General features: G+C 35.0%; 8 protein-coding genes. 5 read left to right on the top strand and 3 right to left on the bottom strand.

All coding sequences use genetic code 11. The features are described from left to right. The first annotated feature begins 480 nt into the window (after positions 1-480). The 5 genes from B0A75_RS13970 to B0A75_RS13950 all read left to right on the top strand — a co-directional run bounded on the left by B0A75_RS13970 (position 481) and on the right by B0A75_RS13950 (position 8,952). A complete protein-coding gene (locus B0A75_RS13970) occupies positions 481-2,940 on the top strand; it encodes a carboxylesterase family protein (RefSeq protein WP_089054889.1) in 2,460 nt (819 codons plus the stop codon). A 299-nt stretch (positions 2,941-3,239) separates the two neighbouring features. After that, positions 3,240-4,142 (top strand): ROK family protein, encoded by a 903-nt coding sequence (locus tag B0A75_RS13965; RefSeq protein WP_089054888.1) that lies wholly within the window; start codon positions 3,240-3,242, stop codon positions 4,140-4,142. Between the two features lie 51 nt (positions 4,143-4,193). Next, positions 4,194-5,198, top strand: a complete 1,005-nt coding sequence (locus B0A75_RS13960) for an isoaspartyl peptidase/L-asparaginase (RefSeq protein WP_129056047.1) — start codon at positions 4,194-4,196, stop codon at positions 5,196-5,198. A gap of 165 nt (positions 5,199-5,363) precedes the next feature. Beyond that, positions 5,364-6,809 carry an alpha-L-fucosidase gene (locus B0A75_RS13955; RefSeq protein WP_089054886.1) on the top strand — a complete coding sequence of 482 codons (1,446 nt, stop codon included), beginning with the start codon at positions 5,364-5,366 and terminating at the stop codon, positions 6,807-6,809. 28 nt (positions 6,810-6,837) lie between these two features. Beyond that, the gene (locus B0A75_RS13950; RefSeq protein ID WP_089054885.1) at positions 6,838-8,952 is read left to right on the top strand and encodes an alpha-L-fucosidase; all 2,115 of its coding nucleotides are present in this window, start codon (positions 6,838-6,840) and stop codon (positions 8,950-8,952) included. Positions 8,953-9,039: 87 nt separating this feature from the next. Here the strand turns inward: B0A75_RS13950 and B0A75_RS13945 are convergent, their stop codons facing one another. The 3 genes from B0A75_RS13945 to B0A75_RS13935 all read right to left on the bottom strand — a co-directional run bounded on the left by B0A75_RS13945 (position 9,040) and on the right by B0A75_RS13935 (position 15,192). Then, entirely contained in the window at positions 9,040-11,232 is a 2,193-nt protein-coding gene (locus B0A75_RS13945; protein WP_394335288.1) for a GH92 family glycosyl hydrolase, read from the bottom strand. Between the two features lie 55 nt (positions 11,233-11,287). Beyond that, a complete protein-coding gene (locus B0A75_RS13940) occupies positions 11,288-12,772 on the bottom strand; it encodes an alpha-L-fucosidase (protein ID WP_089054883.1) in 1,485 nt (494 codons plus the stop codon). Positions 12,773-12,870: 98 nt separating this feature from the next. Beyond that, on the bottom strand, positions 12,871-15,192 hold the full coding sequence (locus B0A75_RS13935) for a glycoside hydrolase family 20 protein (RefSeq protein ID WP_089054882.1): 2,322 nt from the start codon (positions 15,190-15,192) through the stop codon (positions 12,871-12,873). Positions 15,193-15,281 lie beyond the last annotated feature (89 nt).

Genomic DNA, 15,281 nt, shown 5'->3' with positions numbered 1-15,281 from the left:
GATAATTAATAATTAAATAAGGATAAAATCGAATTAATCACTTATTTTTTTTAGATATAATTTTAAATTTCCCAAAAAACAAAAATAATAAAAAATTCATACGAGAATACTAAATCGATTTACTAAGTTTGAAAAATATAAAAATAAAGACGAAAATGAATGATTAATTTTCATTTATTACAAAAAAAGCAGCACAATTTTTTCTATGCTTTACCTTGATATATTGGCAGATTATGCAAATAATCAAAGATAAAATAGAGGTGATTATATGAAAAAAAAGGACTTTATATTTAGGCAGAGATTTCTCAAAAACATTAAAAAAAAACTAAAAAAAAAATTAAAGAAAGGCTTTCTTTTAAAACAAAACCTTTCAAGAATACCATACAATTCATCGTTTTTTACTCCTCAAATTTAAATTTTTAGCAAAATTTCTTTCGAAGTCATTGTGGAGTAAAACTGAAAAAACTAAAACTAAAAAAAATGAAAAAAGCCCTCGTGATTTTCCTTATTGGCTTAAGTGCAAATGCTATTGCACAAACCAAAACTACAGGTAATGTTGTTGAATATTTTGGAAAAGAAAAAATTGTTACAACCGCTGAGGGGAGCGTTTTACACAACTTCAGCACAGGCTTTACCCTTCCCGCTGATAAAAAATCGGGGACGCTTTTTAACGGGCAAGATCCTGTAGCTTGGCAGTATTCGGTTGGAAAATATGTGAATCCGAACAAACAAAAAGGAGATTGGCAGCCTATTAAAGTTGATTCTGCCGGTGTTTTTAGCGGCAAGGATATGAGATCAGCTTTTTTATTTACGGAATATAATGCTCCAAAAGAACAAATTGTACTGCTTGAAACAACCGGCGGCACACGTACTTATATAAATGGTTTCCCGCATGAAGGTGATCATTATGATTTCGGGTACACATTGATTCCGTTTAAACTTCGCAAAGGCGTAAATGAATTTGTATACACAAAAGGCCGTTTTGGACGTGTGAAATCAAAACTTGTTGTACCTTCAAAAAGTATACAATTTACCAAACGTGATTTAACTTTACCAGATGTTATTAATGGTGAAAATGACGAGAAATGGGCTTCCGTTCGAGTCATAAATGCAACAGAAAAAGAGCTAAAAAACCTTGTGATCAAAGCCAAATTATCAAGCGGAGAAACTGCAGTTTACGCAACAGATGCTATTATGCCTTTGTTTGTTAGAAAAGTAAAATTTAAAGTTCCAGCTGCAAAAGCCAATTTTACGGGCGAATTGAAGATCGAATTAACGCTTACGGATAAAAGCGGAAAGATAATCGACAAAACCGAATTTCCTATTCAACAGCGATCTGCAACGGTGCATCATGAGCGAACTTTTGTAAGCAAGGTTGATAACAGTGTGCAATATTACAGCATTGCTCCTGCTTTAGAAAGCGGCCCAAAAGCTTTAATACTTTCGGTTCACGGTGCTTCTGTAGAAGCTAGAAATCAAGCAAGAGCTTACAAACAAAAAGATTGGGCACATATTGTTGCCGCAACAAACCGTCGTCCGTTTGGTTTTAACTGGGAAGATTGGGGAAGAATTGATGCAATGGAAGTTTTAGCAGAGGCTAAAAAAGTATTCAATACTATTCCTGCTCAAACTTATTTAACCGGTCACTCAATGGGTGGCCACGGAACTTGGTTTCTAGGAACTACTTATCCGAGTAAATTTGCTGCAATTGCTCCTTGCGCCTCTTATCCTGATATTGCAACTTATGGTTTTGATAAAGGCGATGAAATGCACGATATGTTTAAAGCTTATGAACCAATCAAACGTTCTGCTAACTCAGGTCGTGTTAGAAGTCTTGTACAAAACTTAAAACAATCTGGTGTTTATATCCTACATGGCGATGCCGATTCGACTGTTCCAATTTCGCAAGTGCGAGAAATGCGACAAATTCTAGGAACTTTTCATCCCAACTTTTGTTATTACGAATATCCGGGCGGAGAACATTGGTACGGAGATCATTCTGTAGATTGGTTCCCTATTTTCGAGTTTTTCAAACGTCAGACCATTCCAGCAAATAAAGAAGTTAAAGAAATTGATTTTCATACTGCTTCTCCTGCTGTTTCTTCAACTGATTATTGGATAAAACTGCAGCAACAGATTCTTCCATTTGATTTTTCAAATATTAATGCAAAAATAGAGAAAGAACAAATTGCGATTAAAACGAAAAATGTTTCTATAATGGAACTTGACTTGGTTTCTTTAGATTTAAAAGGTGAAATCACAATCAATATCAACGATCAAATTTTAAAAACAGCAACTGATAAGAAAGCAATTCTGGCTTTAAAAGATAATAAATGGTCTTTAATTAACGAGATCAATACGAATCAAAAATATGGTGATCGTCAAGGCGGTTTCAAATTCGCTTTTAATAACAATGTGGTTTTTGTTTATGCTACAGGCGGATCAGCTTCTGAGCGCGAATGGTACTTAAACAGAGCTCGTTTTGATGCCGAAACTTTTTATTATAGAGGAAACGGAAGTATTGATGTGATTGCAGACAGCGAGTTTTCATTGGATAAGTACAAAGACAGAAACGTAATTATTTATGGTAATGCTTCTAATAATAGCGCTTGGAAATTACTACTAAAAAATGCTCCTATTCAAATTGACAATCAACAGGTAAAAATTGGCACCAAAGTATTGAAAGGAACTGATTTAGCTGCTTATTTTGTAGTACCAAGAAACGACAGCAAAACTGCAATGATTGGTGTTGTTGCCGGAACTTCAGAAAAAGGAATGAAGGCAACTTGGGCAAATAATTATATTTCTGGAATTACTGGTTTTCCTGATGTAATGATCTTTAAAACTGATTTGCTTTTAAATGGTTTACCTAATATGAAAGTAAGTGGTTTCTTCGACAATGACTGGTCTGCCAAAACGCTTGAATTTTTTCAAAAATAAACAATTTAAAAACTGCAAAATCATGATTTTATATTCAAAAAAAGCAGACTGGTATTTATTTACTAATACGATTTAGTATTTCGATAAAAAACAATTACTTTTAACGAAAAATTAAAGAATACAAAACAAAACGATAATTATTTAGTATAGAATAAACAACCTTTTGGCACCCTTGTTAATTAGTTTGCAATTAAACAACTGTAGATTAATATTCAAAAAAAATAAATAATACTGTGATGCCAGCACTTTTTGAGCTTTAAAATTAAAAACGAAAAATAACATAGAACAAAACTACAAAAATGAAAAAAAGATTTGCAATAGCGATGGATGTCGGCGGTTCACATATTACTTCTGCAGTTGTTGATCTTAATGAGATGAAAGTTTTTAAAGAATCCCTTTTTAAGGTTTCTTTTGATTCCAATCTGCCCACCAATGAAGTAATGGATTTCTGGGAAAATGCCATTCGTGCAGTTTTAGAAAAACCACAATTAGAGAATTTATCTGGAATAGCCATGGCAATTCCTGGCCCGTTTGATTATGAAGAAGGAACCTGCTGGATTAAAGACCAAGATAAATATGAAAACTTTTATGGTCTAAATATAAAAGACCTTTTGAGAGAACGTTTTGATTTTGATCAAAACCTTCCAATTGTTTTTGAAAATGATGCTAAAAGCTTTGGCAAAGGAGAAGTTTACAAAAACATGGAAAATCTGCCTAAAAATGTTATGGCAGTTACTTTAGGAACTGGTCTTGGTGCCTGTTTTATTAAAAAAGGAAAAATTGTAAGCACTGGTCACAAAGTACCGCCAAATGGTGAAATATGGAATCTCTCTTACAAAAACGGAATGGCGGAAGACGCTGTTTCTTTAAGAGCATTACTTTCTGGCTATCATAATTTAAGCGGTATTCAAATTAATAACGGACTCGACTTATATCTTTTGGCTGTTGATGGAGATCAAAAAGCGATTCAGGCTTTTACTGAATTTGGAGAAGATCTAGCCGAAATTATAATTCCGTGGTTAAAAAGCTTTAACGTCAATATGCTGGTTATTGGCGGTAAAATTGCAAATGCAGGAGACTTGTTTTTAAATGTTCTTAGAAAAAAATTAGAAGAATCAGGAATCGAAATTGAACTGGTTATTTCGACAGATAATGAAACTACTGCTTTATTAGGAGCTGCAAGCTTACTTTATGAAGCCTAAAAATAAACCCATTTCTGATTTTTAACAATCAGATTTAAAAAATAGATAATAATGACAAATCGTAGAAATTTTCTAAAAAAAACGGCAATGGCATCTGCGGCTGTTGCATTCGGTTCTTTTGCCGGGCGAGCGGGAGAACTTGAGGAACAAAATGAACTTCTTGACGGAAAAGTGAGAAAACCAATTGTACTTTCGACTTGGCGTTTTGGTCTGCAGGCCAATGAAGCTGCTTGGGAAGTATTGAAAAAAGGAGGACGAGCTTTAGATGCTGTAGAAGCAGGTGTAAAAGTTCCCGAAGCTGATCCAAAAGAAAGAAGTGTTGGTTACGGCGGAAGACCTGATCGCGACGGACGTGTAACTCTGGATGCTTGTATTATGGACGAAATGTCTAATATTGGTTCTGTTGGCTGTCTTGAGTATATAAAACATCCTATTTCTGTTGCTCGTGCCGTGATGGAAAAAACACCTCACGTTATGTTGGTTGGTGATGGAGCGCTTCAATTTGCTTTATCGCAAGGTTTTCCAAAAGAAAATTTATTACTTCCTGATTCAGAACGTGAATGGAAAGAATGGTTAAAAACATCAGAATATAAACCAATTGCCAATATCGAAAACCACGATACTATTGGTATGATCGCTCTTGATGCTGCAGGAAATCTATCTGGAGCTTGTACTACAAGCGGTATGGCGTTTAAAATGCACGGACGTTTAGGCGACTCTCCTATTATTGGCGCTGGTTTATATGTAGATAACGAAATTGGTGCTGCAACTGCAACTGGACATGGCGAAGAAGTAATTAGAATTTCGGGCTGCCACTTGGTTGTTGAATTAATGCGTCAAGGAAGATCACCACAAAAAGCTTGTGAAGAAGCGGTTTCAAGAGTTGTCAAATTGATGAAAAACCGAAATAAAAATCTGAAAGACATTCAGGTTGGTTTTATTGCCTTGAACAAAAAAGGAGATTACGGTTCGTATTGCGTTCAAAGCGGCTTTAACTACGCCGTTTATGACGAAACCGGGAATCGCTTAATCGATCCTGATTTTTATCTTAAATAACATTTTGCTTGTTATTGATTCGTTTCTAAGTATCTCTTCTGCATACTATAAATTTCTTCAACACATAGTCCCTAAACTTCGGCACTATGTGTTGAAATTAATAATATCCAACGAATATTAAATAAAAAACTATCTAACCAAATACAGATAAAACAAACAACCACAATGAAAAATAAATTCCAGTTATTATTTACTGCATTAGTCTGTGCTAGTACTTTCTCGCTGCATGCCCAAGGTGATTTCAGCATGGAAGCCAACAAATCTGAAGAAGCAGGTTATATTGCGCCAAAAGATCCATTGGTAAAAGCCAATCTTGACAAATGGCAGGGTTACAAATTTGGTGTATTAATCCATATGGGGCTTTACACTCAGTTAGGAACAGTAGAATCTTGGGGATTAGCTCCTGAAGACTGGGTAACTAGAGATGGTTACAATGATTATTACAAATATGCTACTGATTATAGAAATACAAAATACAAACTGAATCCTACGAATCTAAATTCAGAAAAGTGGGCTAAAATGTTCAAGAATGCGGGAGCCAAATATATGATATTTACCTCCAAACATCATGACGGATTTTGTATGTATGATTCAAAATTTACCGATTTTAAAATCACAAATCCAGAATTGCCATATAGCAAAAATGCAAAAGCCGATGTACTAAAAGATGTTTTGGATGCTTCAAGAAAAGAAGGTTTGGCTGTTGGTGTTTATTTCTCTAAACCTGACTGGACGACCGAAACTTTTTGGTGGCCGTATTATCCGCCAAAAGACAGAAATCCAACTTATGACATTACTAAATTTCCTGAAAGATGGAAAAGTTATGTGCAATACACCCAAAATCAGCTGAACGAATTGACCACAAATTATGGTAAAGTTGATATTCTATGGCTTGACGGCTGCTGGGTTAGGCCGCTTTCGACCATAAATAAAAAAGTAGAAGAGTTTTGCAAATATCCTTATGATATGGATATTGACATGAAATTAGTCTCAGAAACTGCCCGCAAAAAGCAACCGGGTATGCTCGTTGTAGACCGCTGGGTTCCGAGTGAATATGAAAACTATTTAACACCGGAACAAAAAACACCTGAAAAGCCATTAAGCGTACCTTGGGAAAGCTGCATTACTCTTGGCGGAGCTTGGGGATGGGTACCAAACGATCATTATAAATCATCAAAAGAAGTTATTCAATTAATGACAAGCATTGTTGTTAAAGGCGGAAACTTACTATTAGGCGTTGGTCCAGATGCCAAAGGAGAATTTGATCCAAAAATTGAGACTACTTTAGCTAATGTTGGAAAATGGTTAACTGCAAATGGCGAAGCTATCTACGACACTAAACCTGTTGCTCCATACTTAGACGGAAAAGTGGGTTATACTCAAAAAGGAAATGCTGTTTACGGCATCTATATGCCATCAAAAGAAGAAAAAGAGTTACCGGCATCAATCACTATCAAAACGGATAAGAAAGGCGGTTTAAAAGTCTCTTTATTGGGGGTTAAACAAAAACTAGCCAGTAAAAAAGTAAACGGTGGTATCGAAGTCACAATTCCGAAAGAACTTAGAACTTCTTTAGCGGCTCAAGAAGCTGTTGTAATTAAAGTGATTTAACAGCTTAAATAAATTTTAAAATCTAAAGATGAAAAAACAATTAATAACAATTTTGGGATGTCTTGCCTTTTTATCTGTGACAGCTCAAAGAATCAGCGCTCCTGCACCATACGGTGCATTGCCAAGCGAACCGCAATTGCGCTGGCACGAAATCGAGCAATATGTTTTAGTCCATTTTACACCTACAACTTTTCAGAATAAAGAATGGGGATATGGCGATGCCGATCCTAAAATATTTAATCCAACAAAATTCGATGCAAGCCAAATTGTAAACGCAGCAAAATCTGGTGGTTTTAAGGGGGTTATTTTTGTGGCTAAACATCATGATGGATTTTGTTTATGGCCTACAAAAACAACAGCTTACAACATTAGCGCAAGTCCGTTTCGTAATGGAAAAGGCGATATGGTAAAAGAATTTGAAACCGCAACACGCAATGCAGGAATGAAATTCGGGCTTTATTGTTCGCCTTGGGACAGAAATAATGAAGATTATGGAAAACCTGAGTACGTTACTAAATACCGAAATCAATTAAGAGAATTGTACACAAACTACGGTAAATTATTCATCACTTGGTTTGATGGTGCAAATGGCGGCGACGGCTATTACGGAGGTAAAAAAGAAAGCCGAAGTATTGACCGCGCTACTTATTATGATTGGGATAAAACATGGGCGATTTCTAAAGAATTGCAGCCAGAAGCTGTTATTTTCTCTGACAACGGCGAAGTGCGCTGGGTAGGAAACGAAAGGGGTTTTGCAGACGAAACCTCTTGGGCCACTTTTACGCCTGAACCAATTGCAGGTAAAACAGTAGCTGTGCCGGGAGAAACTAATTACGAAAAAGCACCAATGGGAACTCGAAATGGTAAATACTGGAAACCTGCTGAGTGTGATGTACCGCTTAGAAACGGATGGTTTTACCATGCTAATGAAGACAATCACGTAAAATCAGTTTCGGAGTTGTTTGAGATTTATTGTAAATCTGTAGGCCGCGGTGCTGGTATGGATATTGGCCTTGCACCAACTACCGAAGGTATATTACATCCAAATGATGTAAAAGCGTTGAAAGATTTTGGAGATTTTTTAAAACAGACATTTTCAAATAATCTTGCACAATCTGCTGTAATTACAGCCTCGGAAGTTCGAGGTGAGAACCAAATCTTTTTCGGAACCAAAAATCTTACTGACAACGATCGTTACTCGTATTGGGCAACCAGTGATAATGTAAAAAAAGCGTTTATAACTTTAGAATGGGATAAAGAGCAAACCTTTAATATCATTCGTTTAAGAGAAAACATCAAATTAGGACAACGTATTGAAAAAATCGAAATTGAAGCTTTCGCTAATAAAAATTGGAAAAAAGTAGCCGAAGCTACAAGTATTGGCGCTAATCGATTGGTACGTTTACCAAATTATATTACAACTTCAAAATTGAGAATTCGCATTGTAGAATCTCCTGTTTGCATTACTTTAAGCGATGTAGGTGTTTTTAAGGAACCAGAACAATTGCCTCTTCCAAAAATTAAAAGAGACAAAAATGGTACTGTTTCTATCACCACTGAAACAACTGTAAATCAGATTCATTATACAATTGACGGAACGGAACCTACTATTCACTCACCAATTTACAAAGAAGCTTTTTCGTTTTTAACTTCTGGAGATGTTAAAGCCAAATCATTTGGAACAGATATGAAATCTGGTGAAACTGCGATTCAATCCTTCAATATTTGCAAAAAAGACTGGAAAATAGTTACTGCTTCTTTCGAAAATGAACAAACATCAAATGCTATTGATGAAAATGCAGAAACTATCTGGAGTACCGCAGACAACACATCGTTAATGCCTTTGCCACAATTCATTGTTATTGACATGGGGCAAGAATTGGAAATCAAATCTTTATCGTATTTACCTCGTCAAAACGGAACTGGCGGAATTGTCAAAGACTACCAATGGCAGGTAAGCACCGATAATACAAATTGGACAACAATTGCTGAAGGTGAATTTGCCAATATCAAAAGTAATCTGGTTGAACAAAATATAACTTTAAAAGCATCGGCAAAAGCAAGATATATTAGATTTACAGGAAAAACAAGTGTAGACGGCAGATATATTTCTGTCGCCGAAATTGGTGTAAAAACGAAATAATCCAGTTTTCTTTTAATAGATTAATAGAACAAAAAAAGGACTTTCAATTGAAAGTCCTTTTTTTGTTCTAAGTATTATTATTCTTAGTTATTCTTGAATCACTTTTAATGTAGTTCCATTAACAAAATCATCATGGTTAATAAAAAAACTATTCAATGTTTTTCCGTTTAACTGAATTTCTTTAATTTTTCCATCACTATTCATTGCCCTTTCAATTACTACATTTTCTTTATTGTAATACCTCGAATCTAGTTTAATTGTTACTTTATCAAACATTGGTGTTGTAACGGTATAAATTGGATCTCCTGGAGATATTGGATAAATTCCCATCATAGAATACACCAGCCAAGCCGACATAGTTCCTGTATCGTCATTTCCAGGTAATCCTTTTGGTTCATTTCTAAAATATTCTCTCACCAATTTCTTAACCATTTCCTGACTTTTCCACTCCTCACCTTTTACATAATTGAATAGATAAGGGTAAGCAATATCAGGCTCGTTTGCCATATCAAATTGTTTGATGTCAAAAATTTTCTGCAATTGATCAGAGAAAACTTTATCACCTCCCATTAATTTAATAAGTCCTTTTATATCATGCGATACCATAAAAGCATATTGCCATGCGTTGCCTTCTATAAATCCAACATTTTCCTGAAAATTAGCTCCTGCATTAGGATCAAAAGGCTCATACCACTTTCCGTCAGCTGTTCGTGGTCGAAGTAATTTTAAATCTTTATCATATAATTTTTGATAGGATAAAGATCGTTTATAAAAACGCTTATAATCTTCTTTTTCTCCTAAAGCTTTTGCCATAAGTGCAATCGCATAATCTGAAGCATTATATTCTTCTGTTGTTGAAACTGATCCATGATAATTTGTAGACAAATATCCTTTTTGAAGGTATTCTTTAAGTCCTGGACGCAGCGGATTTTCTTCGATTTGATCCGCTCCTTTCAACATTGCATGATAAGCTTTATAAATATCAAAATCTTGAATTCCTTTTAAGCAGGCATCTGCTATAACTATACTCGCAGGATCTCCAACCATTGTAAATGTTTCCGTTGAATTTAATTCCCATTTAGGCAGCCAGCCGTTTTCATCATACATTTGCAGCATACTTTTTATCATATCAGATTGCTGCTTAGGATAAACTAAAGACGTTAAAGGATGCATATTTCGATAGGTATCCCACAAAGAAAACACTGTATATCGCGTACCCAAAGTTTTTCCAATCTTGCTTCTTTTTATTTGAGGAAATTCTCCGTTAATATCATTTAAAGTATTGGGATGAATTAAAGTATGATACAATGCCGTGTAAAAAATAACCTTATCTTGATAAGAACCGCCTTCTACCAAAATTTTAGAAAGTTCTTCGTTCCATTCGTTAAATGTTTCTTTATAAACATCATCAAATGATTTATATCCCGTTTCTTTTTCCAGATTCTCACGCGCGTTTTGAATACTTACATACGAAACTCCTATTTTTACTTCAACAGTTTCTTCTTTATCAAATTGATAGGTGAAATAAGTCCCAATACTATCTCCAACAACAGTTTTAATCGTATTTTTCATCATTCGGATTTTACCATTGTAACCCATCCATTGCGCTTCTGTACCTTCGTATTTAGGCGTATTTTTCCAAACGCCAAAATGATTTGCCGGTTTCGAAAACTTGGCAACAAAATATACCGGGTAAGCGTCTTCAGGACTATTATAGCAAAATGAACCTACAGAACGCATTCCTTCAATCTCTGTTGAAGAAACTACTTTTACCATCGCTCCTTCTTCATTTGTTAATCCTAAGCCAAGATTCAATAAAATATTAGACTGTCCTTTCGGAAAAGTGAATCTGCTTACTCCTACTCTTTTCGAAGCTGTAAATTCACCTTTGACTTTATATTTATCAATGTTTACACTATAATAAGCCGTTTTAGCCAATTCTTTAGAATAAGTAGAACCATATTTTAAATGATTGGTTTCGACCGCTCCTGTTGTTGGCATTAACAAAATAACACCTAAATCAGGACAACCTACACCACTTAAATTTACTTGACTAAATCCGGTTAAAAATGTATTCTCGTTTACATAAGGATTCGACAGCCATTGACTGTCTTTTTCTAAACTATTTTGTCGTCCAGCCACATTAAAAGGACTTATGCTTGCCATTCCCCTTGGCGCAATCGGCCCAGGAAAAGTAGCTCCATAATTAGAAGTTCCTATAAGCGGATTTACAAAATCTGCGGGCTGTTGGGCAAAAGTGTTTATGCTAAAAAACAGCATGCTGAAAAAACATGCTGCCTGTGTTATTTTACTATTAAAAATCATATTTAATTCTCTATCTGTTAATCGCTTCAATTTTTAAAGTCCAAGCTTCATTACATGGTAAATTATTACGTAAATTTTCTGGAATTGTAACTTTAAATCCGTCCGCAAATTTAGTCCATTTCAATGGTATTTTCGAACCTAACATTGTAATTTTTGTTCCTTTTTTAGGATTGATCGATTTTAATGTAATCTCTGCAGGAATTTTATCTTCTCCCTCTTTTACTAGATAAAACAAGTAAACACTTCCTGCTTTATTCTGTGTCATACAAATATTATCTTCCTTATAAGGTGCAATTGGTTTGGTGTCATAAATTGCAGTACTGTTTACTTTCATCCAATCTCCAAAAGAGGCTAATAAATCGTATGCTCCCTGCTGCCATTCTCCTTCTGGACTTGGTGCAACATTCAACAATAAATTACCGCCTTTTGCCACTACATCAATAAGCATATGAATCCCTTGTCTGCCTGTCATATATTTTGCATCTGGAGTATACGACCAGCCGCCGCCAGAAGTAATACAAGATTCCCAAGGATAAGGAAGAGTTTTTTCAGGAACGCGGTTTTCAGGTGTTAAATAATTTTGATTTTTGCCATGAACTGCTCTGTCAACTACTATTAAGCCAGGTTGTTTCTGACGTGCTTTTACAACCAATTCATCCATTTTAACATCTTGACTTACAACTCTATGTTTTATAAATCCGTTTTTAGAAGTGTTTTCTAAGAACTTAGATTTATAGTGCTCGCTAATACTTTTTTGATCTCCCTTTTCTACCCAGCCGCCATCAAGCCATAAAATATCAACTTTTCCGTAATTGGTTAAAATTTCTAAAATTTGATTGTGGGTAAAATCAACATATTTCTGCCATTTTTCAGGATATAGTGCTGGATCATAATTTACGTTTCTATCAAACGGAGGAAAATAAGGATCCCAATAGTTTTCGTTGTGCCAGTCTGGTTTTGAGAAATAGGCACCTGTAGAAATGCTTTCATTTCTAAAGGCATTAAAAACTTCTTTCAAAATATCCGCTTTTGGATTACTGCTGAAAGCACATTCTTTATCAGTTACCTTGTAATCTGTGTATTTAGAATCATACATCGAAAATCCGTCATGGTGTTTTGTGGTAAAAACCATGTATTTCATTCCTGCTGCTTTTGCCGCTTTTGCCCATTTTACAGGATCAAACTTTGTTGGGTTAAAGGTTTTCTTTAAACCTTCATACTCTTTTACATATTGACTGTAATTACCCGGATTACTGCCTTTTTTACGCTCGCACCATCCATAATCTTCAGGGCAAATCGACCATGATTCTACAATTCCCCACTGACTGTATGTTCCCCAGTGCATTAACAATCCAAACTTTTTGCCTTGCCATTGTTCTAAGTTTTTTAAAACTAATGGATCTGTTTCCGGTACATAACGTTCGTCTTCATAAATAGCCTGAGAGAACATTTGTGCAGAAAATAATACTGCGATTAATACTATTACTTTTTTCATCTTTGGTTTATTTTTTTTGGTTTGGTTTTACTGCAAAAATCTTATTTACGATGCTAAAATTTGTAAATCAAACTTTGTCAAAGTTTATTTCTTCTTGTTTAATTCACTAGAATCTCATCCACAAACAACCAAGAACTTTCGCCTCTTGGACTTTTCTTTAAGTTTGATCCAATTACTTTGATGAATCGAACATTCGTTTTTTCAAAATTGATTTTAAAATCTTTTAACTCTGAAGTTGGGTTAGATGCATATGGGCGTGATATTTTGCCGACTTCTTTGTATTTGATACCGTCATTTGAAACTAAAACTTTTACTTGTATCGGGAAAAATATGCCCGCACCTTGACTTTCTAAAGTTCCAACAATTACTTCTTTTACACTTTCTTGTTTTTCAAGATCAATAACAAGTTCCATGTCGTTAACCAGCCAAGCCTGCCATTGTCCGTCATGAAAGTTCTTAGATCCACGAATTGTATTTACCATCGTAAATGGACCGTCGCCTTTGTAACTATTGTTAAATGGTGTTAAGTAATTGACTTTATGCGCCACTGCTTTGTGAAATACAATAGTGTCTGTAAACGTTTTTCCAACTGGTTTTTCGTTTTGAAACAAAGAAGCTTTTAAAACTGTAGTTTGATTAAACTGAATTGGATTTGTATATTTCAGAGCGTTCATATCCAAAGTTTTATCCCCTAATACATATCGAATATCTGGATTTGGAAATTCATTTTTCAAACTCACATTAATTTGTTTCTTAGCTATATCTGCACTTGAAACTGCTGTAACTAAATAAGCACTTTTTGCATAATTGATTCCCAAATAATCGTAGCGCTTTAATAATGGTGCTAGTCTGGTTGTAAAGTCATTCCAATTACGGCTTTCTTTATAGCTCCATAAAACTTCGGATAAAGCCGCTAATCTTGGAAAAATCATATACTCCGAATCTTTTGGCGCCGAAAGGAATTCTGCCCATAAATTAGCTTGTCCGCCCAAAACATGTGCTGCTTCTTGCGGTGTCATTCCAGTTACTACTGGATCAAACTCATAAACTTTATTTAAAGGATTGTAAGCATCAAAAGCTAATGGTTCCTCATTTTGAGGTCCTTGGTAAAAATTAAAATAACAAGGAGATTCTGGAGTCATAATAACATCATGACCTTGCTGTGCTGCTTCTGTTCCTCCTTTTGTTCCTCTCCAGCTCATTACGGTAGCTTCTGGAGCTAATCCGCCTTCTAAGATTTCATCCCAGCCAATAAGTTTCTTGCCTTTAGAATTGATGTATTTCTCCATTCTTTTTACAAAATAACTTTGCAGTTCATGAACATTTTTTAAGCCGTGTTCTTTCATTCTTTTCTGGCAATGCGGGCATTTTTCCCAATTTGTTTTTGTTGCTTCATCACCACCGATATGAATATATTTTGAAGGGAATATTGTAATTACTTCATCAATTACATTCTGAAGAAACTCAAATGTAGATTCTTTTCCTGCACAGTAAATATCCGTTATCGGCCATAATCCGCCAGACGGCACTCCAATGCGCTGATCAAAACACGCTAATTCTGGATACGCAGCAATTGCACTGCTTACATGTGCCGGCATTTCGATTTCAGGAACAACTTCTACATTTTTTGTTGCAGCATATTTTACGATTTCTTTTAATTCTTCTTGTGTTAAAAATCCGCCGTAAGTACCTTTTTGATCAGGGTTTGTAAGCAATCTTGCATTCCATGCTAAATTTTCCTGATCGACTCTCCATGCACCAACTTCTGTTAGTTTTGGGTATTTTTTAATTTCGATTCTCCAGCCTTGATCGTCTACTAAATGCAAATGCAAAACGTTCATTTTGTGCATTGCCAAACGATCGATTGTTGCCAAAATATAATTTTTATCAAAGAAATGACGTGATAAATCCAACATTAAACCTCTCCATTGAAAACGAGGTTCATCCGTAATCGTTACATTCGGAATTTCCCATTTTGCAAGGTTGACAGCGTTTTTACTTTCGATCGCTGTTGGAAGCAATTGTCTAATGGTTTCTAATCCGTAGATAAAACCTGCATTACCTTTTGCTGTAATAGTAATTGTATTGTTATTGATTTCTAATTTGTAGGCTTCGTTGTGAAGATTTGAATCAACTTTAAACTGTATGTAATTATTCTTTGGCGCTTTTGTTCCAATAATTGGGCGCCAGCCTGCTGCAGCTCCAAATTTATTTATTAAAGCGTTCGAAATGTCTTTTTGAAAATCTGTTGCGGCAACAAATACGGTATTCTTAGAAAACTCAAATGATCCCGTTTGTAAAACCAGCTGATTGGGTTTTGGAATGATTAGAATGTCTTTTTCTGTAAAAACTTTTTGACTGTAACCCGAACTTAAAACGGCTAAAAATAGTAAGGTGAATAAGGGTTTTAATGTTCTCATAATTATTATTTTAAATAGGATATGATTTTAAACTGATGTATTTTTTTATCCTTCAAAAGATACTCTTTTTTAGAAAACGCTATGCATTT

The organism is Flavobacterium oncorhynchi (genome assembly GCF_002217355.1).
Lineage (GTDB): Bacteria > Bacteroidota > Bacteroidia > Flavobacteriales > Flavobacteriaceae > Flavobacterium > Flavobacterium oncorhynchi.
This window is presented reverse-complemented; position numbering and strand designations above follow the sequence as displayed.